32 protein-coding genes are annotated in these 20,314 nt (G+C 42.0%); all 32 read left to right on the top strand.

The annotated features are described in order from the left end of the window. Positions 1-26 precede the first annotated feature (26 nt). Positions 27-482, top strand: a complete 456-nt coding sequence (locus tag KIH88_RS00935) for an SP_0198 family lipoprotein (RefSeq protein WP_213988571.1) — start codon at positions 27-29, stop codon at positions 480-482. Between the two features lie 184 nt (positions 483-666). Beyond that, a complete protein-coding gene (locus KIH88_RS00940; protein ID WP_213988570.1) occupies positions 667-1,818 on the top strand; it encodes an iron-containing alcohol dehydrogenase in 1,152 nt (383 codons plus the stop codon). A gap of 266 nt (positions 1,819-2,084) precedes the next feature. Further along, the gene (gene cls / locus KIH88_RS00945) at positions 2,085-3,617 is read left to right on the top strand and encodes a cardiolipin synthase (protein ID WP_213988569.1); all 1,533 of its coding nucleotides are present in this window, start codon (positions 2,085-2,087) and stop codon (positions 3,615-3,617) included. A 73-nt stretch (positions 3,618-3,690) separates the two neighbouring features. Then, positions 3,691-3,834, top strand: a complete 144-nt coding sequence (locus KIH88_RS00950; protein WP_213988568.1) for a hypothetical protein — start codon at positions 3,691-3,693, stop codon at positions 3,832-3,834. Positions 3,835-3,869: 35 nt separating this feature from the next. Beyond that, entirely contained in the window at positions 3,870-5,387 is a 1,518-nt protein-coding gene (locus KIH88_RS00955) for a damage-inducible protein CinA (protein ID WP_213988567.1), read from the top strand. 128 nt (positions 5,388-5,515) lie between these two features. After that, complete coding sequence (nrdD, locus tag KIH88_RS00960; protein WP_213988566.1) at positions 5,516-7,723, top strand: anaerobic ribonucleoside-triphosphate reductase; 2,208 nt, start codon at positions 5,516-5,518, stop codon at positions 7,721-7,723. Positions 7,724-7,734: 11 nt separating this feature from the next. Further along, positions 7,735-7,875: a hypothetical protein gene (locus KIH88_RS00965; protein ID WP_000521625.1), complete on the top strand. Its 141-nt coding sequence runs from the start codon at positions 7,735-7,737 to the stop codon at positions 7,873-7,875. A gap of 43 nt (positions 7,876-7,918) precedes the next feature. Then, on the top strand, positions 7,919-8,419 hold the full coding sequence (locus KIH88_RS00970; protein WP_213988565.1) for a GNAT family N-acetyltransferase: 501 nt from the start codon (positions 7,919-7,921) through the stop codon (positions 8,417-8,419). 9 nt (positions 8,420-8,428) lie between these two features. Then, positions 8,429-8,935, top strand: coding sequence for a GNAT family N-acetyltransferase (locus KIH88_RS00975; RefSeq protein ID WP_213988564.1), 507 nt, complete (start codon positions 8,429-8,431; stop codon positions 8,933-8,935). A 5-nt stretch (positions 8,936-8,940) separates the two neighbouring features. Beyond that, positions 8,941-9,537: an anaerobic ribonucleoside-triphosphate reductase activating protein gene (gene nrdG, locus KIH88_RS00980; protein WP_000220164.1), complete on the top strand. Its 597-nt coding sequence runs from the start codon at positions 8,941-8,943 to the stop codon at positions 9,535-9,537. Continuing rightward, a complete protein-coding gene (locus KIH88_RS00985; protein WP_109289599.1) occupies positions 9,534-10,160 on the top strand; it encodes a uridine kinase family protein in 627 nt (208 codons plus the stop codon). Before nrdG ends, KIH88_RS00985 begins: the two co-directional genes overlap by 4 nt. 265 nt (positions 10,161-10,425) lie before the next feature. Beyond that, positions 10,426-10,734 (top strand): 30S ribosomal protein S10, encoded by a 309-nt coding sequence (gene rpsJ / locus KIH88_RS00990; RefSeq protein WP_001284513.1) that lies wholly within the window; start codon positions 10,426-10,428, stop codon positions 10,732-10,734. Positions 10,735-10,950: 216 nt separating this feature from the next. Then, positions 10,951-11,577, top strand: coding sequence for a 50S ribosomal protein L3 (rplC, locus tag KIH88_RS00995; RefSeq protein WP_000160197.1), 627 nt, complete (start codon positions 10,951-10,953; stop codon positions 11,575-11,577). 24 nt (positions 11,578-11,601) lie between these two features. Next, entirely contained in the window at positions 11,602-12,225 is a 624-nt protein-coding gene (gene rplD / locus KIH88_RS01000) for a 50S ribosomal protein L4 (RefSeq protein WP_000024550.1), read from the top strand. Then, positions 12,225-12,521: a 50S ribosomal protein L23 gene (locus KIH88_RS01005; protein WP_001055347.1), complete on the top strand. Its 297-nt coding sequence runs from the start codon at positions 12,225-12,227 to the stop codon at positions 12,519-12,521. Before rplD ends, KIH88_RS01005 begins: the two co-directional genes overlap by 1 nt. A 17-nt stretch (positions 12,522-12,538) precedes the next feature. Further along, positions 12,539-13,372 (top strand): 50S ribosomal protein L2, encoded by an 834-nt coding sequence (gene rplB / locus KIH88_RS01010; RefSeq protein WP_000512905.1) that lies wholly within the window; start codon positions 12,539-12,541, stop codon positions 13,370-13,372. A gap of 103 nt (positions 13,373-13,475) precedes the next feature. Continuing rightward, positions 13,476-13,757, top strand: a complete 282-nt coding sequence (rpsS, locus tag KIH88_RS01015) for a 30S ribosomal protein S19 (protein WP_000533766.1) — start codon at positions 13,476-13,478, stop codon at positions 13,755-13,757. Between the two features lie 11 nt (positions 13,758-13,768). Then, complete coding sequence (gene rplV, locus KIH88_RS01020; protein ID WP_000818137.1) at positions 13,769-14,113, top strand: 50S ribosomal protein L22; 345 nt, start codon at positions 13,769-13,771, stop codon at positions 14,111-14,113. Between the two features lie 12 nt (positions 14,114-14,125). Beyond that, positions 14,126-14,779: a 30S ribosomal protein S3 gene (gene rpsC, locus KIH88_RS01025; RefSeq protein ID WP_000529936.1), complete on the top strand. Its 654-nt coding sequence runs from the start codon at positions 14,126-14,128 to the stop codon at positions 14,777-14,779. A 3-nt stretch (positions 14,780-14,782) separates the two neighbouring features. After that, positions 14,783-15,196: a 50S ribosomal protein L16 gene (rplP, locus tag KIH88_RS01030; protein WP_000960947.1), complete on the top strand. Its 414-nt coding sequence runs from the start codon at positions 14,783-14,785 to the stop codon at positions 15,194-15,196. Between the two features lie 9 nt (positions 15,197-15,205). Then, complete coding sequence (gene rpmC / locus KIH88_RS01035) at positions 15,206-15,412, top strand: 50S ribosomal protein L29 (RefSeq protein ID WP_000772918.1); 207 nt, start codon at positions 15,206-15,208, stop codon at positions 15,410-15,412. A gap of 24 nt (positions 15,413-15,436) precedes the next feature. Continuing rightward, on the top strand, positions 15,437-15,697 hold the full coding sequence (rpsQ, locus tag KIH88_RS01040; RefSeq protein ID WP_000440801.1) for a 30S ribosomal protein S17: 261 nt from the start codon (positions 15,437-15,439) through the stop codon (positions 15,695-15,697). A gap of 25 nt (positions 15,698-15,722) precedes the next feature. Then, entirely contained in the window at positions 15,723-16,091 is a 369-nt protein-coding gene (gene rplN / locus KIH88_RS01045; protein ID WP_000616547.1) for a 50S ribosomal protein L14, read from the top strand. A 77-nt stretch (positions 16,092-16,168) separates the two neighbouring features. After that, complete coding sequence (rplX, locus tag KIH88_RS01050) at positions 16,169-16,474, top strand: 50S ribosomal protein L24 (RefSeq protein WP_000497691.1); 306 nt, start codon at positions 16,169-16,171, stop codon at positions 16,472-16,474. 23 nt (positions 16,475-16,497) lie between these two features. Continuing rightward, positions 16,498-17,040, top strand: a complete 543-nt coding sequence (gene rplE / locus KIH88_RS01055; RefSeq protein ID WP_000013542.1) for a 50S ribosomal protein L5 — start codon at positions 16,498-16,500, stop codon at positions 17,038-17,040. A gap of 17 nt (positions 17,041-17,057) precedes the next feature. Further along, positions 17,058-17,243 carry a type Z 30S ribosomal protein S14 gene (locus tag KIH88_RS01060; RefSeq protein ID WP_001085697.1) on the top strand — a complete coding sequence of 62 codons (186 nt, stop codon included), beginning with the start codon at positions 17,058-17,060 and terminating at the stop codon, positions 17,241-17,243. A gap of 213 nt (positions 17,244-17,456) precedes the next feature. Next, positions 17,457-17,855, top strand: coding sequence for a 30S ribosomal protein S8 (gene rpsH, locus KIH88_RS01065; RefSeq protein ID WP_000245504.1), 399 nt, complete (start codon positions 17,457-17,459; stop codon positions 17,853-17,855). Positions 17,856-18,042: 187 nt separating this feature from the next. Beyond that, positions 18,043-18,579: a 50S ribosomal protein L6 gene (rplF, locus tag KIH88_RS01070; protein ID WP_000086642.1), complete on the top strand. Its 537-nt coding sequence runs from the start codon at positions 18,043-18,045 to the stop codon at positions 18,577-18,579. An 83-nt stretch (positions 18,580-18,662) separates the two neighbouring features. Next, positions 18,663-19,019 carry a 50S ribosomal protein L18 gene (gene rplR / locus KIH88_RS01075; protein ID WP_000624044.1) on the top strand — a complete coding sequence of 119 codons (357 nt, stop codon included), beginning with the start codon at positions 18,663-18,665 and terminating at the stop codon, positions 19,017-19,019. Between the two features lie 17 nt (positions 19,020-19,036). Beyond that, positions 19,037-19,531 (top strand): 30S ribosomal protein S5, encoded by a 495-nt coding sequence (gene rpsE / locus KIH88_RS01080; protein ID WP_000874204.1) that lies wholly within the window; start codon positions 19,037-19,039, stop codon positions 19,529-19,531. Between the two features lie 13 nt (positions 19,532-19,544). Further along, on the top strand, positions 19,545-19,727 hold the full coding sequence (rpmD, locus tag KIH88_RS01085) for a 50S ribosomal protein L30 (RefSeq protein ID WP_000057241.1): 183 nt from the start codon (positions 19,545-19,547) through the stop codon (positions 19,725-19,727). 143 nt (positions 19,728-19,870) lie between these two features. Continuing rightward, positions 19,871-20,311, top strand: a complete 441-nt coding sequence (rplO, locus tag KIH88_RS01090) for a 50S ribosomal protein L15 (protein ID WP_000766089.1) — start codon at positions 19,871-19,873, stop codon at positions 20,309-20,311. Positions 20,312-20,314: the final 3 nt, after the last annotated feature.

Genomic DNA, 20,314 nt, shown 5'->3' on the forward strand with positions numbered 1-20,314 from the left:
ATTGGCACAAAAGAAAGAAAATCGCTATGAAAACGAGAACATTCACACTTTCTATTGCTTCTTTAGCAATTCTTAGTCTTTTAGCAGCTTGTGGATCTAAGGCACAAGCCCCTACCCAGCAAACGGCTCAGCAATCATCTACTCAACAAGAATCATCTTCTAGCACTGCTACAAGTGCTAGTCAACCACAGGCATCCTCAAGTCAGGACACTACTGTAGCTCAACCTACGAACATCGATGGTACCTATACTGGAAAAGATGAGAATGACCAAATCACTCTTGTTGTAACAGGTAAAACTGGTAGATGGACTGAGGTCGAGCCAGATGGATATAAGGAAATCCAGCAAGTCACCTTTGAGCCAGAAAATCAACGTGTCATTATCGGTGATGATGTCAAAATTTACACGGTTAATGGTAATCAATTGATTATCGATGATATGGACCGAGAGCCATCTGACCGAGTGGTATTAACTAAGCAATAATCATTCAGTAAAAGTTCCAATGAGATGAAATCCATCTTTTTGGAGCTTTTTTGTTTAAAAACGTGACCAGTAGTTCTTTACTATTTTTTATTTAAAGCGCTTACAAATATTTGTAAAATGAAGGGTAAGGTCGTATACTTAAGGTAAATAATCAAATAGCGCAAAGGCGCAGGAGGAAAAACATATGGCTACATTTTACGTTCCGGCAGTTAACCTTATTGGTAAAGGTGTTGTAAATGAAGTAGGTCCGTATATCAAGGAACTGGGGTATAAAAAGGCTCTTTTGGTGACAGACAAGTTCATCGAAGGTAGTGATATTTTACCCAAAGTCCTAAAACCGTTAGATGCTGAAGGGATCGAATATGTGATCTTTAGCGATGTGGAGCCAAATCCGACTTGCAAGAACGTCACAGACGGAGTGGCTGCCCTGAAAGAGCATGGATGTGAATTTATCATCAGTCTTGGTGGTGGGTCTCCACAGGATGCGGCTAGTTGTATCTCTATCATCGCTACAAATGGTGGCAAACCACAGGACTACGAAGGACTTCACAAGTCTGCTGAAAAAGGGTTGCCAGTGGTTGCTATCAATACAACAGCTGGAACTTCAGCAGAAATCACCATCAACTATGTCATTACTGACGAAGAACGCAAGGTCAAGATGGTAATGGTTGATAAGAACAGCCTCGCCCTCATCTCTGTCAATGATCCAGAACTCATGCTTTCAAAACCTCAAGCGCTTACAGCAGCGACAGGTATGGATGCTCTTACCCACGCTGTCGAAGCCTTGGTAACACCGGGTGCTTATGATGTGACCAAGAAACTCTCTATCGGAGCGATTGAACTCATCAAGGAGTATCTTCCTCGTGCTGTGGCAAATGGCCATGATATTGAAGCGCGTGAGGGTATGGTCAATGCTATCTTCCTCGGTGGTATGAGCTTTAACAATGCTGGTTTGGGCTACGTTCACTCTATGGCTCACCAACTCGGTGCAGTATATAACTTGCCACATGGTGTCTGCTGTGCCATGCTTCTCCCAGTTGTAGAACGTGAAAATGCCAAGCGTGTACCAGAAGCTTTCCGCAATGTAGCCAAGGCCTTGGGACTTCATGTGGAAGGGAAAACAGACCAAGAATGTGCTGACTATGCTATCACTGAGATTGAGAAACTTTCTGAAACTGTTGGTATTCCTAAGAAACTCACTGAACTCGGTATCCAAGAAAAAGACTTTGACTTTGACTACCTTTCTAAGAATGCTTTGATTGATGCATGTGCGCCAGGCAATCCATTTATGCCAACTTTAGAAGAAACCATTGCTCTCTACAAAGAACTCTTCTAATTTTTAAAGTGAAAAAGAAACTAAATAATGCTGGAAAGAACTATCATTTTGGTAGTTCTTTTTAAGTCTCTTAATATCCTAGTTAAAAATATAAAAAGGGATAGCGCATTATATATTGAAGGTGTAGTTTAAGAATCTTGCAGCTCTTGGAATAGTTTGCATAGAAAAAGGTAAAAGGTTGCCATCTACCCCTGAACTGAGGTATACTAGTAGAAACATTAGTTTATCAAGCAGTTAAGGAGAATGTTAGAAAAGGAAGGGGATGTATGACGGCTAGAAAAATGCAGCTACTCATGTCCAAATATGGTTTTAGTATTACCGTTATGTTGGCAGAGTTGTTTATCGTCTTTGGTTTATTTCTCTATCTAGGGCGGATGGCTCCGATTGTCTGGATTATCCTAGTCATTTTAGTGAGCTTAGCGACCATTGTATCGATTGTGAATAGATCTATGAATCCTGAGAGTAAGGTAACATGGTTGTTAGTAGCCTTTGTGCCAGTTTTTGGCCCTTTGCTCTATATCATGTTTGGAGAGCGCCGTTTATCTAAAAAAGAAATGAAGCAACTAAAGCAGCTCCAATCAATGGTTCACCGAGAGGACAATAGCAGGGCTCTCCGTTTGGAGTTAAAGGAACAAGACAAGTCGGCTTACGGCGTTATCAAATCTCTCCTCAGCATGGACACGAATGCCGATGTCTATAATCGAACGGATACCCATTTTTTTCCTTCAGGGGAAAGAATGTGGCGCCAGATGCTAGAGGATCTCAAAAAAGCCGAGAAATTTATCTTTCTTGAATACTATATCATCGAAGAAGGTTTGATGTGGAATAGTATTTTGAAAATTTTGGAAGAAAAGGCGGCTCAAGGGGTAGAAGTGAAGCTCCTTTATGATGATATTGGTTGTATGGCAACCTTGCTTGGGGATTATACTATCCAGCTTCGTAGCCGAGGGATTGAAGCCCATAAATTTAACAAGGTGATTCCGCGCTTAACCGTCGCCTATAACAACCGTGACCACCGTAAAATCATGGTTATTGATGGTCAAATTGCCTATACAGGTGGTGTCAATCTGGCAGATGAGTATATCAACCATATCGAACGCTTTGGTTATTGGAAAGATAGCGGTATTCGCCTAGATGGATCAGCGGTCAAGGCTTTTACTAGACTCTTTTTATCAACCTGGTATATCAATCGTGGAGAAATTAGTGACTTTGACCAATACCATCTCGAAAATCAACCAAAAGATGGGATGGGGCTCTGTATCCCCTATAGTAGCGGGCCAAAACCCATCTACCGAGCCCAGGTTGGAAAAACAGTCTATCAAAACCTTATCAATCAATCCACAGACTATGTTTATATCACGACTCCCTATCTGATCGCTGACTATGATCTAACTGAAAGTATCAAAAATGCAGCTCTGAGAGGGGTAGATGTGCGAATTGTGACTCCTTGTATCCCAGATAAGAAGGTTATTCAGTTAGTTACTCGGGGAGCCTATCCAGATTTGTTATCTGCAGGAGTTCGTATTTATGAGTACAGCCCGGGATTCCTTCATAGCAAGCAAATGCTTGTCGATGGAGAGGCAGCTACTGTGGGAACGATCAATTTTGACTATCGGAGTTTGCTTCACCACTATGAAAATGCCGTCTTGCTTTATAGAACGCAGTCCATCATCGATATTGAAAGGGACTTCGAAGAGATTTTTAAAGTTTCTCAAGAAATTTATCCCCACACCATCAAAACAAGCTGGTATCAAAGCCTGATCAAGGAAATTGTCCAGTTGTTTGCACCTATGCTCTAGCTATCCATCAAGATCTAGCCCAAGGCTGGATCTTTTTTGTCTTCTTACGAATAGATAGGTAAAGGAGAAAACCATGCTTGATCTAGAAGATGACGATTTCATTAGAGAGTATAGAGATAGTCGATTCCACCGTTTTCGTGAAATCGAACGCTTTGCGATATTGGATAAGAAATTCAGCAAATATCAATCCCAAGCTGACATTCCTGTAAGATTTTGATATACTAAAACAGATAAACTTAGAGGAGAAATTGAATGAATGTATACGGGAAAATAGATGAGAAACAAGAAGAATCTCATTACCAAGACTGGTCCGTTCCAGAAAAACGAGAAGGAGCTCCGATTCCCTTTTTTAGTATTTTGCTTTGGAGTTTAGTGGCCACAGCTATTTCTGTGGTTATCCCCCTTATTTTTGGTTTAGTAAGCCCGCAACAAAGTCAGGATCTTTATACTGGTTGGGCCTTGCATCAAAATGGTCAAATGTATACCGATTATTTTGGGACGGAGGGATTGCTCTATTACCTGCTTGCCTATCTTTCACAAGGCAGTATTCTGATTGCTTTGGTTGAGTGGTTGGCCTTGTTTGGAGCAGGTGTTTTTCTTTTTAAATCTGCGGATACTCTTACAGGCCGTGTAGAAGAAGCCAAGCAGCTTGTGTTTGTGTTTAATTTGTTGGTAGCAGGTCTCGCTTTTGGTGGTGGCTATGCTCTCTTGCTAGCCTTGCCTTTCCTATTTTATTCACTTAGCATTGTCACGAACTACCTAGCTTATCCAAACGATGACAAAGGGTTTTTACGTGTTGGTATGAGCCTTGCACTTGCTTTCTTCCTTGCGCCAATCCCAACAGCCTTATTTGCAGCTACACTAGCCTTGGGAATTATCGGTTTTAACTTAGGCAAAGGTCACTTTGTTCATGGCTTATATCAATTTTTTGCGTCAGCCTTAGGGTTCTCACTCTTATTCTATCCTTTGGGCTACTATACAGTATTAACAGGTAGTTTTGGGGATGCCATTAGCCAGACCTTGTATCCAGTAAATACTCTTAGCCTCTTTTCAAATGCACATTTGCTTGAAAATGCAGCCTTCTACGGCTTACTTGCCATTGGGCTAGGTTCCCTTACTTTGCTCTTTTCTGGTTTGTTCCAGTCAAAACCAGCTAAGCAGTATTCCCTATCAATTGCTGCTAGTTTGGGCTTATTACTTTCTTTGGGGCTCTTGATTTTCTCAAAAGAACCTGTCAACGGTACTCATCTCGTTGCTCTCCTTCCTTTCTTGACTTTGCTCCTTCTGACAGGGATCAAAGAGAATGTTTCTGATGGAGGCAGTCGTCGTAGAAGAAGACGTGAGAAAAAAGCCTCTTTCCTCAAAAGAAATTTCTATCTACCACTGATTGCCCTTGTCTACCTCATCGTTCTCCCTATCGCGAGTCGCTACCTTTCGCACCCGGTGACTTATCAGGAGAGAGAGCGACTTGCTAGCGTAGTCAAACAACAAACGAGTTCTGAAGATCGTGTCTATGCATGGGATGATCGTCCTGATTTCTACCGTGCAAGTGAACGCTTGGCGCCGACTTCTCTATCAACTCCAACACTCTATACTGCAAGCGACGAAAATAAAACCAAACTGATGAATGATCTGAAAGAGAATCAACCGAAGATGATTGTGGTCAATCAAAAAGTTGCCTTGTGGTCAGATTTAGAGAGCTGGCTCAGTGAAAACTATGAGCTTGTTCAGACAGATACTAGCGAGTTTAAGCTTTATAAATTCAAATAACAAAAATCAATATCTTGTGGAATTTTAAAAATTTTAGGATTTTTAACACAAGATATTGATTTTTATTTTTAGAGTGGTATAATACTGAATGTAAACAATTCAACAACATTTTAGAAAAGAGCATGGATATGATTGTATTAGAAGAAAAGCTTGCAACCGTTCCCACCTTGTTCGTTGAAAAACGAGATGGTAGACGTGTAGTATTTGATGTAGACAAGATTGACAAGGCTCTCCATAAGGCGGCGGAAAAGGTTATGGACGTTACGCCTCTAGTAGAAAAACGCCTAAATGGTCTAGTTGAAAGAATCGTTACCGAAATTCACAGTCGTTTCCCTAAAGGTGTGAAGATTTATGAGATTCAGAATATCGTAGAACATGAACTTCTCGAAGCCAAAGAATATGCCTTGGCTGAAGAGTATATCACCTATCGGACACAAAGGGATTTTGAGCGCTCAAAAGCGACAGATATCAACTTTAGCATTCATAAACTTCTCAATAAAGATCAGGCGGTTGTCAATGAAAATGCCAATAAAGACAGCGATGTCTTTAACACTCAACGTGATTTGACAGCAGGGATTGTAGGGAAATCAATCGGATTGCAAATGCTTCCTAAGCACGTAGCCAATGCTCACCAAAAAGGGGATATCCACTATCATGACTTGGACTACAGCCCCTACACTCCTATGACCAACTGCTGTTTGATTGATTTTAAAGGCATGTTGGAAAATGGTTTTAAAATTGGGAATGCAGAGGTAGAGAGTCCCAAGTCTATCCAGACTGCGACAGCTCAGATTTCTCAGATCATCGCCAACGTTGCTTCTAGCCAGTACGGGGGCTGTTCAGCTGACCGTATTGATGAAGTCTTGGCACCTTATGCAGAGAAGAATTACCAAAAGCACCTCAAGGATGCGGAAGAGTGGGTCTTGCCTGAAAAACGGGATGATTATGCTTGGAAGAAAACCCAAAAAGATATCTATGATGCCATGCAATCTCTTGAGTATGAAATCAACACCCTCTTCACTTCAAATGGACAAACACCTTTTACTTCACTAGGTTTTGGTCTAGGAACTAGTCGTTTTGAACGGGAAATTCAAAAAGCTATCTTGACCATTCGTATCAAGGGTCTTGGCTCAGAACACCGCACAGCCATCTTCCCTAAACTCATTTTTACGCTTAAAAGAGGCCTTAATTTGGAAGAAGGGACTCCAAACTATGACATCAAACAGTTGGCCCTTGAGTGTGCAACCAAACGGATGTACCCGGATGTCTTATCCTATGATAAGATTATCGAGTTGACTGGTTCTTTCAAGGTACCTATGGGCTGCCGTTCTTTCCTTCAAGGATGGAAGGATGAGAATGGCGTAGAAGTCAATTCTGGTCGGATGAATCTGGGTGTTGTGACGGTCAACCTTCCTCGCATTGCCCTTGAGTCTGATGGCGACATGAATAAGTTCTGGGAAATCTTCAACGAGCGGATGAATATCGCAGAAGATGCTCTAGTTTACCGTGTTGAACGGACCAAGGAAGCAACACCAGCAAACGCCCCTATTCTCTATCAGTACGGGGCCTTCGGACGCCGTCTTGGAAAAGACGAGAGCGTTGATCAGCTCTTTAATAATCGCCGTGCGACAGTTTCGCTGGGCTACATCGGTTTGTACGAAGTGGCTACAGTCTTCTTTGGAAACAGCTGGGAAAGCAATCCTGAAGCCAAGGAATTCACACTGGATATCATTCGCGATATGAAACGTCGTGTGGAAGAGTGGTCTGACCAATATGGTTACCATTTCTCTATCTACTCCACACCGTCTGAAAGTCTGACAGACCGCTTCTGTCGCTTGGATACAGAGAAGTTCGGCTCTATTCCGGATATCACAGATAAGGAATACTACACCAACTCTTTCCACTACGATGTTCGTAAAAATCCAACACCGTTTGAAAAATTGGACTTTGAGAAGGCTTATCCAGAGGCAGGTGCAACAGGTGGTTTCATCCACTACTGTGAGTATCCAGTTCTTCAACAAAATCCTAAAGCCCTGGAAGCTGTTTGGGACTATGCCTATGACCGTGTCGGTTATCTAGGGACCAATACTCCGATTGATCGTTGCTACAAGTGTGACTTTGAAGGGGATTTTGAACCAACTGAGAGAGGATTTGCTTGTCCCAACTGTGGCAATAGCGACCCTAAAACAGTAGACGTGGTCAAACGTACGTGTGGTTATCTGGGGAATCCTCAAGCGCGTCCGATGGTTAATGGACGCCACAAGGAAATCGCTGCGCGTGTCAAACACATGAATGGTTCAACCATTAAAACAGCCGGACATGAAGTAACAAATTAGAAGGAAATGGAATGGGGAAATACCAATTAGACGATAAGGGACGTGCACAAGTGACCCGTTATCACGAGAAACATTCGAAAGGTGGAACAGGTAAAAAAGAACGCTTGCTCAATCTTAGAGAACAGTTTTTAAACAAGAACAAGAAAAAATAAAAGTGAGAGTCCGCTCTCGCTTTTCTCTTAGCAGGAGGTAAGGATGGAACTACGTAGACCAAGTTTGGAAGATAAAGAAGCTGTTTTAGAGATGATGGCAGAGTTTGAAAAGAGCCAATCAGCCCACGATGGCGGATTTTGGGATACTGAGAATTTTGTTTATGAAGAGTGGTTGGAAAGTAATCAGAACCATGAAATGGGGATTAATTTGCCTGAAGGGTGGGTGCCTGATATTCAGTTAGTTGCTTTTTCGAGAGATGGACAAGCCGTAGGGTTTCTCAATCTTCGCTTACGTCTCAGTGATTTTCTATTAGAAGAGGGTGGACACATTGGATACTCAGTGCGCCCCTCTGAAAGAGGCAAAGGCTATGCCAAAGAAGCTCTCCGACAAGGCTTGCAAGTCGCCAAGCAAAAAAATATTAAAAAAGCGCTCGTGACCTGTAGTATAGAAAATCCTGTTAGTAGAGCGGTGATTGTGGCAAATGGTGGGGCGTTTGAGGATGTTCGTAATGGCGTAGAACGTTACTGGATTGATGTCGATTAAGGAGGAAGCATGGAGCTAAGACGACCAACTTTGGAAGATAAAGAAGCGATATTAGAGATGATTGCGGAGTTCGATGTAGCAAAATCCTATATGCACGGTGGCATGGGCTCCGCTTGGAAGCGAGCAAAGAATTATGAGGATTGTTTAAAGATTGTAGAGCAGCAGGAGGATGCTGCCAACCTGCCAGTAGGCTGGGTTCCTGCAATCAAATTTTTATCCTTTGATGAGACTGGCTTGCCTTTGGGATTTTTAGCCCTTCGCTTGTCCTTGAATGACAAATTATTTGTGGAAGGCGGTCATATTGGCTATTCTATCCGTCCCAGTCAACGAGGCAAAGGATATGGGAAGGAGCAGTTGAGATTAGGACTAGCAGAGGCTCGAAAGCAAGGATTGGAACGAGTGCTGATTACCTGCGATGAAGACAACGAAGCCAGTCGCCGCACGATTCTCTCCGCTGGCGGTGTTTACGAAAATACAATCGATAGAAGTCAGCGCTACTGGATAGACTTGGAGTAGACAGCATGACATGGAATACACCAAAACCAGGTGAATGGAAAAGTGAGGAGCTTAGTAAAGGGCGGATCATTGATTACAAGGCCTTTAACTTTGTCGATGGAGAAGGTGTGCGCAATTCTCTCTATGTATCAGGTTGCATGTTTCACTGCGAAGGGTGCTATAATGTTGCGACTTGGTCTTTCAACGCAGGCATTCCCTATACGCCAGAGTTAGAAGAACAGATCATGGAAGATCTTGCCCAACCTTATGTTCAAGGCTTGACCTTGCTAGGAGGAGAGCCCTTTCTTAATACGGGTATTCTCTTACCACTCGTTAAACGCATTCGAAAGGAATTGCCAGACAAAGACATCTGGTCCTGGACGGGCTACACGTGGGAAGAAATGATGCTGGAGACTCCAGATAAACTGGAACTCTTATCGCTGATTGACATCCTTGTCGATGGACGGTATGATAAAAGCAAGCGCAATCTCATGCTCCAGTTTCGAGGTTCCTCTAATCAACGGATTATCGATGTGCAAAAATCTCTCAAAAGTGGGCAAGTGGTGATTTGGGACAAGCTTAATGACGGAAAAGAAAGCTATGAACAGGTGAAGAGAGAATGAAGAAAAAAGACCTGATAGAACAACTGGTTTCAGAGATTGAAACGGGAAGGGTTAGGACGCTGGGGATTTACGGTCATGGAGCTTCAGGCAAGTCAACCTTCGCTCAGGAATTATATCAGGCCCTAGATTCTACTACAGTAAATTTACTAGAAACAGATCCCTATATCACTTCAGAACGTCACCTGGTAATACCAAAGCAAGCACCTGATCAAAAGGTAACAGCTTGTCTGCCAGCGGCGCATGAACTGGCAAGTTTGCAGAGAGATATTCTCGCCTTGCAGGCAGGTATGGATGTCTTAACAATCGATGAACCGTGGAAGGCTAGCGAGATCTTATCTGGAGCCAAACCGATTCTGATTGTTGAAGGGATGTCTGTGGGTTTTCTACCTAAGGAACTCTTTGACAAAACTATCTGTTTCTACACGGATGAGGAGACCGAATTAAAGAGGCGCTTAGCTCGAGATACAACTATGAGAAATCGCGATGCATCTTTTGTATTAGCTAGCCATCAGATGAGACGGGAGCAGTATCTGTGTTACTATAGAGAAGCCGAGTCTAAAGCAGATATCTTAGTAGATCAATCAGAAGATAAATTCAAGGTCAAAATGACTCGTATTGTATAGAAGAAAAGACAGTTTTTTATAGATATAAATCCGTAATCTCGGAAAGATAAAAATAGAAAACAGTTTCATCCCAAAAAAACGAAAAAAACCTAACAAATCCCTTGCAATCGCAGGGGCTTTGTGTTATTCTATTATGGTGCTGCAAAATACAGCCTTAGCTTTGATGCAAGAGGTTGCGACACGCTCGGTTGCATTGCCACGCAACGCGCGTCGGTTTTCTTGTGGAGCTAGCCTATTATCTTAAATAGACGAAAAGGAGAAAAAGATGGCAAACAAAAAAATCCGTATCCGTTTGAAAGCTTACGAACACCGTACGCTTGACACAGCGGCTGCAAAAATCGTAGAATCAGCTACTCGTACAGGTGCACAAGTTGCGGGTCCAATCCCACTTCCGACTGAACGTAGCCTCTACACAATCATTCGTGCGACTCACAAATACAAAGACTCTCGCGAACAATTTGAAATGCGTACACACAAACGTTTGATCGATATCGTTAACCCAACTCAAAAAACAGTTGATGCGTTGATGAAATTGGATCTTCCAAGTGGTGTAAACGTAGAAATCAAACTGTAATCTAAAATATAAAAGAGCAAAAGCTAGTGTTTCAATTTAATTGAACACGGGCTAAACTCGGTGTGAAAAAGATAAACTTTCTAGCGTCTGTTAGACGCTGTGTCAGTTTCCTATTTTCACTTTGAGTTTGACGCCCTTTGTATCTTAAGCTTGAGCATAAAAAACGCTCGTTAAAAACTTTTTGAATAAAAAATATAGAAAAGGAACTATTTTCTCATGACAAAAGGAATCTTAGGGAAAAAAGTGGGAATGACTCAAATCTTCACTGAAGCTGGCGAATTGATCCCTGTAACAGTTATTGAAGCAACTCCAAACGTTGTTCTTCAAGTTAAAACTGTTGAAACAGACGGATACAACGCTATCCAAGTTGGTTTCGATGACAAACGCGAAGTATTGAGCAACAAACCTGCTAAAGGACATGTAGCGAAAGCTAACACGGCTCCTAAGCGCTTCATTCGTGAATTCAAAAACGTTGAAGGCTTGGAAGTTGGTGCTGAAATCACAGTTGAAACATTCGCAGCTGGAGACGTTGTTGACGTAACTGGTACTTCTAAAGGTAAAGGTTTCCAAGGTGTTATCAAACGCCATGGACAATCACGTGGACCAATGGCTCACGGTTCTCGTTACCACCGTCGTCCAGGTTCTATGGGACCTGTTGCACCTAACCGCGTGTTCAAAGGTAAAAACCTTGCAGGACGTATGGGTGGCGATCGCGTAACAATTCAAAACCTTGAAGTTGTACAAGTTGTTCCAGAAAAGAACGTTATCCTTATCAAAGGTAACGTACCAGGTGCTAAGAAATCTCTTATCACTATCAAGTCAGCAGTTAAAGCTGGTAAATAATAAGGAAAGGGGAATACAGTCAAAATGGCAAATGTAACATTATTCGACCAAACTGGTAAACAAGCTGGCGAAGTTGTTCTTAACGATGCAATCTTTGGTATCGAACCAAACCAATCTGTTGTGTTTGATGTGATCATCAGCCAACGTGCTAGCCTTCGTCAAGGAACTCACGCAGTCAAAAATCGCTCAGCTGTTTCAGGTGGCGGACGCAAACCATGGCGTCAAAAAGGAACTGGACGTGCTCGTCAAGGTTCTATCCGCTCTCCACAATGGCGTGGTGGTGGAACTGTCTTCGGACCAACTCCACGTAGCTATGCGTACAAACTTCCTCAAAAAGTTCGTCGCCTTGCGCTTAAATCTGTTTACTCAGAAAAAGTTGCTGAAAACAAATTTGTAGCCGTTGATTCTCTTGAATTTACAGCTCCAAAAACTGCTGAATTTGCAAAAGTTCTTGCAGCTTTGAGCATCGATTCTAAAGTCCTTGTTATTCTTGAAGAAGGAAACGAATTCGCAGCTCTTTCAGCTCGTAACCTTCCAAACGTGAAAGTTGCGACCGCTACAACTGCAAGTGTTCTTGACATCGCAAATAGTGACAAACTTCTTGTTACTCAAGCAGCTATCTCTAAAATCGAGGAGGTTCTTGCATAATGAATTTGTATGATGTTATCAAAAAACCTGTTATCACTGAAAGCTCAATGGCTCAACTTGAAGCAGGAAAGTATGTATTTGAAGTTGACACTCGTGCACACAAACTTTTGATTAAGCAAGCTGTTGAAGCTGCTTTTGAAGGTGTTAAAGTTGCAAATGTCAACACAATCAACGTAAAACCTAAAGCTAAACGTGTTGGACGTTACACTGGTTTTACTAACAAAACTAAAAAAGCTATCATCACTCTTACAGCTGATTCAAAAGCAATCGAGTTGTTTGCTGCTGAAGCTGAATAATCTAAGGAGGAAATATCGTGGGAATTCGTGTTTATAAACCAACAACAAACGGTCGCCGTAATATGACTTCTTTGGATTTCGCTGAAATCACAACAAGCACTCCTGAAAAATCATTGCTTGTTGCTTTGAAGAACAAGGCTGGTCGTAACAACAACGGTCGTATCACTGTTCGTCACCAAGGTGGTGGGCACAAACGTTTCTACCGTTTGGTTGACTTCAAACGTAACAAAGACAACGTTGAAGCAGTTGTTAAAACTATCGAGTACGATCCAAACCGTTCTGCAAACATCGCTCTTGTACACTACACGGACGGTGTGAAAGCATACATCATCGCTCCAAAAGGTCTTGAAGTTGGTCAACGTATCGTTTCAGGTCCTGAAGCAGATATCAAAGTCGGAAACGCTCTTCCACTTGCTAACATCCCAGTTGGTACTTTGATCCACAACATCGAGTTGAAACCAGGTCGTGGTGGAGAATTGGTCCGTGCAGCTGGAGCTTCTGCTCAAGTATTGGGTCAAGAAGGTAAATACGTTCTTGTTCGTCTTCAATCTGGCGAAGTTCGTATGATTCTTGGAACTTGTCGTGCTACAGTTGGTGTTGTCGGAAACGAACAACATGGACTTGTAAACCTTGGTAAAGCAGGACGTAGCCGTTGGAAAGGTATCCGCCCAACAGTTCGTGGTTCTGTAATGAACCCTAACGATCACCCACACGGTGGTGGTGAAGGTAAAGCACCAGTTGGTCGTAAAGCGCCATCTACTCCATGGGGCAAACCTGCTCTTGGTCTTAAAACTCGTAACAAGAAAGCGAAATCTGACAAACTTATCGTTCGTCGTCGCAACGAGAAATAATAGTAAACTAGTCGCTTAAGCAACTAGGAAATCCGCCAGCTCGGTAGCGCTCCATGTGAGCGCAAGCCGCTGTGGTACAATATTTAAAGGAGAAAACATAAAAATGGGACGCAGTCTTAAAAAAGGACCTTTCGTCGATGAGCATTTGATGAAAAAAGTTGAAGCTCAAGCTAACGATGAAAAGAAAAAAGTTATCAAAACTTGGTCACGTCGCTCAACGATCTTCCCAAGTTTCATTGGTTACACTATTGCAGTTTATGACGGACGTAAACACGTACCTGTTTACATCCAAGAAGACATGGTAGGTCACAAACTTGGTGAATTTGCACCAACTCGTACTTACAAAGGTCACGCTGCAGACGACAAGAAAACACGTAGAAAATAAGGAGAACATAAATGGCAGAAATTACTTCAGCTAAAGCAATGGCTCGTACAGTACGTGTTTCACCTCGTAAATCACGTCTTGTTCTTGACAATATTCGTGGTAAAAGCGTAGCCGACGCTATTGCAATCTTGACATTCACTCCAAACAAAGCTGCTGAAATCATCTTGAAAGTTTTGAATTCAGCTGTAGCTAACGCTGAAAACAACTTTGGTTTGGACAAAGCTAACTTGGTAGTATCTGAGGCATTCGCAAACGAAGGACCAACTATGAAACGTTTCCGTCCACGTGCGAAAGGTTCAGCTTCACCAATCAACAAACGTACAGCTCACATCACTGTAGCTGTTGCAGAAAAATAAGGAGGTAACATCGTGGGTCAAAAAGTACATCCAATTGGTATGCGTGTCGGCATCATCCGTGATTGGGATGCCAAATGGTATGCTGAAAAAGAATACGCGGATTACCTTCATGAAGATCTTGCAATCCGTAAATTCGTTCAAAAAGAACTTGCTGACGCAGCAGTTTCAACTATCGAAATCGAACGCGCAGTGAACAAAGTTAACGTTTCACTTCACACTGCTAAACCAGGTATGGTTATCGGTAAAGGTGGCGCTAACGTTGATGCACTCCGTGCAAAACTTAACAAATTGACTGGAAAACAAGTACACATCAACATCATCGAAATCAAACAACCTGATTTGGATGCTCACCTTGTAGGTGAAGGAATTGCTCGTCAATTGGAGCAACGTGTTGCTTTCCGTCGTGCACAAAAACAAGCAATCCAACGCGCAATGCGTGCTGGAGCTAAAGGAATCAAAACTCAAGTATCAGGTCGTTTGAACGGTGCAGATATTGCCCGTGCTGAAGGATACTCAGAAGGAACTGTTCCACTCCACACACTTCGTGCAGATATCGATTACGCTTGGGAAGAAGCAGATACTACATACGGTAAACTTGGTGTTAAAGTATGGATCTACCGTGGTGAAGTTCTTCCAGCTCGTAAAAACACTAAAGGAGGTAAATAACCAATGTTAGTACCTAAACGTGTTAAACACCGTCGTGAATTCCGTGGAAAAATGCGCGGTGAAGCAAAAGGTGGAAAAGAAGTAGCATTCGGTGAATACGGTCTTCAAGCTACAACTAGCCACTGGATCACTAACCGCCAAATCGAAGCTGCTCGTATCGCCATGACTCGTTACATGAAACGTGGTGGTAAAGTTTGGATTAAAATCTTCCCACACAAATCATACACTGCTAAAGCTATCGGTGTGCGTATGGGATCTGGTAAAGGGGCACCTGAAGGTTGGGTAGCACCAGTTAAACGTGGTAAAGTGATGTTCGAAATTGCTGGTGTATCTGAAGAGATTGCACGTGAAGCGCTTCGTCTTGCTAGCCACAAATTGCCAGTTAAAACTAAATTCGTAAAACGTGAAGCAGAATAAGGAGAAGGCATGAAACTTAATGAAGTAAAAGAATTTGTTAAAGAACTTCGTGGTCTTTCTCAAGAAGAACTCGCGAAGCGCGAAAACGAATTGAAAAAAGAATTGTTTGAACTTCGTTTCCAAGCTGCTACTGGTCAATTGGAACAAACAGCTCGCTTGAAAGAAGTTAAAAAACAAATCGCTCGTATCAAAACAGTTCAATCTGAAGCGAAATAATAGACTAGGGAAGGAGAAATTTCAATGGAACGCAATAATCGTAAAGTTCTTGTTGGACGTGTTGTATCTGACAAAATGGACAAGACAATCACAGTTGTAGTTGAAACAAAACGTAACCACCCAGTCTATGGTAAACGTATTAACTACTCTAAAAAATACAAAGCACATGATGAAAACAATGTTGCCAAAGAAGGCGATATCGTACGTATCATGGAAACTCGCCCGCTTTCAGCTACAAAACGTTTCCGTCTTGTAGAAGTTGTTGAAGAAGCGGTTATCATCTAATCAAGCCTGAAAGGAGAAAACTGAAATGATTCAAACAGAAACTCGTTTGAAAGTCGCAGACAACAGCGGTGCACGCGAAATCTTGACTATCAAAGTTCTTGGTGGTTCTAAACGTAAATTTGCGAACATCGGTGATGTCATTGTGGCATCTGTAAAACAAGCTACTCCTGGTGGTGCGGTTAAAAAAGGTGACGTTGTAAAAGCTGTTATCGTTCGTACTAAATCAGGTGCTCGTCGCGCTGATGGTTCATACATCAAGTTTGACGAAAATGCAGCTGTTATCATCCGTGATGACAAAACTCCTCGCGGAACACGTATCTTTGGCCCAGTTGCACGTGAATTGCGTGAAGGTGGCTTCATGAAGATCGTGTCACTTGCTCCAGAAGTACTTTAATTTTTAGAAACAAACTAGTCCCCTAGCTTCAAGCTAGGGTGCCCTTGTGGGCGTAAGAAAAATTAAGGAGAAACCTAATGTTTGTAAAAAAAGGCGACAAAGTTCGCGTAATCGCTGGTAAAGATAAGGGAACAGAAGCTGTTGTCCTTACTGCCCTTCCAAAAGTAAACAAAGTTATCGTTGAAGGTGTTAACATCGTTAAGAAACACCAACGTCCAACTAACGAGCTTCCTCAAGGTGGTATCATCGAGAAAGAAGCAGCTATCCACGTATCAAACGTCCAAGTTTTGGACAAAAATGGTGTAGCTGGTCGTGTTGGTTACAAATTTGTAGACGGTAAAAAAGTTCGCTACAACAAAAAATCAGGCGAAGTGCTTGATTAATCACGAAGGAAAGGAGAAGTATAATGGCAAATCGTTTAAAAGAAAAATATCTTAATGAAGTAGTTCCTGCTTTGACAGAACAATTCAACTACTCATCAGTGATGGCTGTGCCTAAAGTAGATAAGATCGTTTTGAACATGGGTGTTGGTGAAGCTGTATCAAACGCTAAAAGCCTTGAAAAAGCTGCTGAAGAATTGGCGCTTATCTCAGGTCAAAAACCACTTATCACTAAAGCTAAAAAATCAATCGCCGGCTTCCGTCTTCGTGAAGGTGTAGCGATCGGTGCAAAAGTTACCCTTCGTGGGGAACGTATGTACGAATTCTTGGATAAATTGGTTTCAGTTTCACTTCCACGTGTGCGTGACTTCCACGGTGTTCCAACAAAATCATTTGATGGACGCGGAAACTACACACTTGGTGTGAAAGAACAATTGATCTTCCCAGAAATCAACTTTGATGACGTTGACAAAACTCGTGGTCTTGACATCGTTATCGTAACAACTGCTAACACTGACGAAGAGTCACGTGCATTGCTTACAGGCCTTGGAATGCCTTTTGCAAAATAATATAGGAGGTAAATCTAATGGCTAAAAAATCAATGATTGCTAAGAACAAACGTCCAGCGAAGTTCTCTACTCAAGCTTATACTCGTTGTGAAAAATGTGGTCGTCCACATTCAGTTTACCGCAAATTTAAACTTTGCCGTGTTTGCTTCCGTGAATTAGCTTACAAAGGACAAATTCCTGGTGTAACAAAAGCATCTTGGTAATATCATGATACAAAGAGCGTAACAACCACAGCGAAAATAGGAAATTTGGTGAGGGAGCGATGCTCCAAAACAAATTTATCTTTTTTGCACAGGTTGTAGCTCGTGTTCAAATAAGAGTTCTCTCATTTGAATGTGTCAATACTATCTGAGCCCAGCTCAATCATTAACTAGCAAGTGCAACTTGCAAACTACTAGTAAGAGGAGAAAAACAAAATGGTTATGACTGACCCAATCGCAGACTTCCTAACTCGTATTCGTAACGCTAACCAAGCGAAACACGAAGTACTTGAAGTACCTGCATCAAACATCAAAAAAGGGATTGCTGAAATCCTTAAACGCGAAGGTTTTGTAAAAAACGTTGAAATCATCGAAGATGACAAACAAGGCATCATCCGTGTATTCCTTAAATACGGACCAAACGGTGAAAAAGTTATCACTAACTTGAAACGTGTTTCTAAACCAGGACTTCGTGTCTACAAAAAACGTGAAGATCTTCCAAAAGTTCTTAACGGACTTGGAATTGCTATCCTTTCAACTTCTGAAGGTTTGCTTACTGATAAAGAAGCTCGTCAAAAGAACGTTGGTGGGGAAGTTATCGCTTACGTTTGGTAATATTTAGCTCCCAATTTCTTTGTGACTCTTCGTTATCGTCTCTTGCCTAACCCAAAGTTATGCCTGCAAGACGATGCCTAGATTCACTTTGAAATTGAAACCTAAATGTTCCTTTAAATCGAGAAATCGATTTAACCCCGTGAAAACTGGCCGTCAAGGCCTGACAATTTAACAGGAGAAAATAAACATGTCACGTATTGGTAATAAAGTTATCGTGTTGCCTGCTGGTGTTGAAGTCACTAACAATGACAACGTAGTAACTGTAAAAGGACCTAAAGGAGAACTTACTCGTAAGTTCTCAAAAGATATTGAAATTCGCGTGGAAGGTACTGAAGTAACTCTTCACCGTCCAAACGATTCAAAAGAAATGAAAACTATCCACGGAACTACTCGTGCCCTTTTGAACAACATGGTAATTGGTGTATCAGAAGGATTCAAGAAAGAACTTGAAATGCGTGGGGTTGGTTACCGTGCACAACTTCAAGGATCAAAACTTGTTTTGGCTGTTGGTAAATCTCATCCAGATGAAGTTGAAGCTCCAGAAGGGATTACTTTTGAACTTCCAAACCCAACAACAATTGTTGTTAGCGGAATTTCAAAAGAAGTGGTTGGGCAAACAGCTGCTTACGTACGTAGCCTTCGTTCACCAGAACCTTACAAAGGTAAAGGTATTCGTTACGTTGGAGAGTACGTTCGTCTTAAAGAAGGTAAAACAGGTAAATAATGTTGAGTGGTTGATTTTCAACCACCAACCTATTTTCCAACTTTGTGCATAGCACGCGATTTAAAACTAAAGAGGTGAAAACTGTGATTTCTAAACCAGATAAAAACAAACTCCGTCAAAAACGCCACCGTCGCGTTCGCGGAAAACTCTCTGGAACTGCTGATCGCCCACGTTTGAACGTATTCCGTTCTAATACAGGCATCTACGCTCAAGTGATTGATGACGTAGCGGGTGTAACGCTCGCAAGTGCTTCAACTCTTGACAAAGAAGTTTCAAAAGGAACTAAAACTGAACAAGCCGTTGCTGTCGGTAAACTCGTTGCAGAACGTGCAAACGCTAAAGGTATTTCAGAAGTGGTGTTCGACCGCGGTGGATATCTATATCACGGACGTGTGAAAGCTTTGGCTGATGCAGCTCGTGAAAACGGATTGAAATTCTAATAGGAGGACACTAGAAAATGGCATTTAAAGACAATGCAGTTGAATTAGAAGAACGCGTAGTTGCTGTCAACCGTGTTACAAAAGTTGTTAAAGGTGGACGTCGTCTTCGTTTCGCAGCTCTTGTTGTTGTCGGTGACCACAACGGTCGTGTAGGATTTGGTACTGGTAAAGCTCAAGAAGTTCCAGAAGCAATCCGCAAAGCAGTAGAAGATGCTAAGAAAAACTTGATTGAAGTTCCTATGGTTGGAACAACAATCCCACACGAAGTTCTTTCAGAATTCGGTGGAGCTAAAGTATTGTTGAAACCTGCTGTAGAAGGTTCTGGAGTTGCCGCTGGTGGTGCAGTTCGTGCCGTTGTGGAATTGGCAGGTGTGGCAGATATTACATCTAAATCACTTGGTTCTAACACTCCAATCAACATTGTTCGCGCAACTGTTGAAGGTTTGAAACAATTGAAACGCGCTGAAGAAGTTGCTGCCCTTCGTGGTATTTCAGTTTCTGATTTGGCATAAGAAAGGGGATAAAATGGCTCAAATTAAAATTACTTTGACTAAGTCTCCAATCGGACGCATTCCATCACAACGTAAAACTGTTGTAGCACTTGGACTTGGCAAATTGAACAGCTCTGTTATTAAAGAAGACAATGCTGCTATCCGTGGTATGATCACTGCAGTATCTCACTTGGTAACAGTTGAAGAAGTAAACTAATGATTTTTAGGGGATGTGGCAATACTCATCCCCTAAAACTAGATATAGTCATCTAAGATGACGATGTATAGGCGAGTTGATAAGGGAGACAACCTTTTCTCTCTTATCGGCGCTAGCATTTTACAAAAGAGGAGAAAATAATAATGAAACTTCATGAATTGAAACCTGCAGAAGGTTCTCGTAAAGTACGTAACCGTGTTGGTCGTGGTACTTCATCAGGTAACGGTAAAACATCTGGTCGCGGTCAAAAAGGTCAAAAAGCTCGTAGCGGTGGCGGAGTTCGCCTTGGTTTTGAGGGTGGACAAACTCCATTGTTCCGTCGTCTTCCAAAACGTGGATTCACTAACATCAACGCTAAAGAATACGCAATTGTAAACCTTGACCAATTGAACGTCTTTGAAGATGGTGCTGAAGTGACTCCAGTTGTGCTTATCGAAGCAGGAATTGTGAAAGCTGAAAAATCAGGCGTTAAAATTCTTGGTAACGGTGAATTGACTAAGAAATTGACTGTTAAAGCGGCTAAATTCTCTAAATCAGCTGAGGAAGCTATCACTGCTAAAGGTGGTTCTGTAGAAGTCATCTAAGAG

Origin of the sequence: Streptococcus oralis, from assembly GCF_018448765.2 — a bacterium.
Classification (GTDB): Bacteria; Bacillota; Bacilli; order Lactobacillales; family Streptococcaceae; genus Streptococcus; species Streptococcus oralis_BM.

Excerpts from the sequence above, each read along its gene's own strand:
- KIH88_RS00935 (WP_213988571.1), top strand. The coding sequence starts at position 27 with ATGAAAACGAGAACATTCACACTTTCTATTGCTTCTTTAGCAATTCTT.
- KIH88_RS00940 (WP_213988570.1), top strand. The coding sequence starts at position 667 with ATGGCTACATTTTACGTTCCGGCAGTTAACCTTATTGGTAAAGGTGTT.
- cls (WP_213988569.1), top strand. The coding sequence starts at position 2,085 with ATGACGGCTAGAAAAATGCAGCTACTCATGTCCAAATATGGTTTTAGT.
- KIH88_RS00950 (WP_213988568.1), top strand. The coding sequence starts at position 3,691 with ATGCTTGATCTAGAAGATGACGATTTCATTAGAGAGTATAGAGATAGT.
- KIH88_RS00955 (WP_213988567.1), top strand. The coding sequence starts at position 3,870 with ATGAATGTATACGGGAAAATAGATGAGAAACAAGAAGAATCTCATTAC.
- nrdD (WP_213988566.1), top strand. The coding sequence starts at position 5,516 with ATGATTGTATTAGAAGAAAAGCTTGCAACCGTTCCCACCTTGTTCGTT.
- KIH88_RS00965 (WP_000521625.1), top strand. The coding sequence starts at position 7,735 with ATGGGGAAATACCAATTAGACGATAAGGGACGTGCACAAGTGACCCGT.
- KIH88_RS00970 (WP_213988565.1), top strand. The coding sequence starts at position 7,919 with ATGGAACTACGTAGACCAAGTTTGGAAGATAAAGAAGCTGTTTTAGAG.
- KIH88_RS00975 (WP_213988564.1), top strand. The coding sequence starts at position 8,429 with ATGGAGCTAAGACGACCAACTTTGGAAGATAAAGAAGCGATATTAGAG.
- nrdG (WP_000220164.1), top strand. The coding sequence starts at position 8,941 with ATGACATGGAATACACCAAAACCAGGTGAATGGAAAAGTGAGGAGCTT.
- KIH88_RS00985 (WP_109289599.1), top strand. The coding sequence starts at position 9,534 with ATGAAGAAAAAAGACCTGATAGAACAACTGGTTTCAGAGATTGAAACG.
- rpsJ (WP_001284513.1), top strand. The coding sequence starts at position 10,426 with ATGGCAAACAAAAAAATCCGTATCCGTTTGAAAGCTTACGAACACCGT.
- rplC (WP_000160197.1), top strand. The coding sequence starts at position 10,951 with ATGACAAAAGGAATCTTAGGGAAAAAAGTGGGAATGACTCAAATCTTC.
- rplD (WP_000024550.1), top strand. The coding sequence starts at position 11,602 with ATGGCAAATGTAACATTATTCGACCAAACTGGTAAACAAGCTGGCGAA.
- KIH88_RS01005 (WP_001055347.1), top strand. The coding sequence starts at position 12,225 with ATGAATTTGTATGATGTTATCAAAAAACCTGTTATCACTGAAAGCTCA.
- rpsS (WP_000533766.1), top strand. The coding sequence starts at position 13,476 with ATGGGACGCAGTCTTAAAAAAGGACCTTTCGTCGATGAGCATTTGATG.
- rplV (WP_000818137.1), top strand. The coding sequence starts at position 13,769 with ATGGCAGAAATTACTTCAGCTAAAGCAATGGCTCGTACAGTACGTGTT.
- rplP (WP_000960947.1), top strand. The coding sequence starts at position 14,783 with ATGTTAGTACCTAAACGTGTTAAACACCGTCGTGAATTCCGTGGAAAA.
- rpmC (WP_000772918.1), top strand. The coding sequence starts at position 15,206 with ATGAAACTTAATGAAGTAAAAGAATTTGTTAAAGAACTTCGTGGTCTT.
- rpsQ (WP_000440801.1), top strand. The coding sequence starts at position 15,437 with ATGGAACGCAATAATCGTAAAGTTCTTGTTGGACGTGTTGTATCTGAC.
- rplN (WP_000616547.1), top strand. The coding sequence starts at position 15,723 with ATGATTCAAACAGAAACTCGTTTGAAAGTCGCAGACAACAGCGGTGCA.
- rplX (WP_000497691.1), top strand. The coding sequence starts at position 16,169 with ATGTTTGTAAAAAAAGGCGACAAAGTTCGCGTAATCGCTGGTAAAGAT.
- rplE (WP_000013542.1), top strand. The coding sequence starts at position 16,498 with ATGGCAAATCGTTTAAAAGAAAAATATCTTAATGAAGTAGTTCCTGCT.
- KIH88_RS01060 (WP_001085697.1), top strand. The coding sequence starts at position 17,058 with ATGGCTAAAAAATCAATGATTGCTAAGAACAAACGTCCAGCGAAGTTC.
- rpsH (WP_000245504.1), top strand. The coding sequence starts at position 17,457 with ATGGTTATGACTGACCCAATCGCAGACTTCCTAACTCGTATTCGTAAC.
- rplF (WP_000086642.1), top strand. The coding sequence starts at position 18,043 with ATGTCACGTATTGGTAATAAAGTTATCGTGTTGCCTGCTGGTGTTGAA.
- rpsE (WP_000874204.1), top strand. The coding sequence starts at position 19,037 with ATGGCATTTAAAGACAATGCAGTTGAATTAGAAGAACGCGTAGTTGCT.
- rpmD (WP_000057241.1), top strand. The coding sequence starts at position 19,545 with ATGGCTCAAATTAAAATTACTTTGACTAAGTCTCCAATCGGACGCATT.
- rplO (WP_000766089.1), top strand. The coding sequence starts at position 19,871 with ATGAAACTTCATGAATTGAAACCTGCAGAAGGTTCTCGTAAAGTACGT.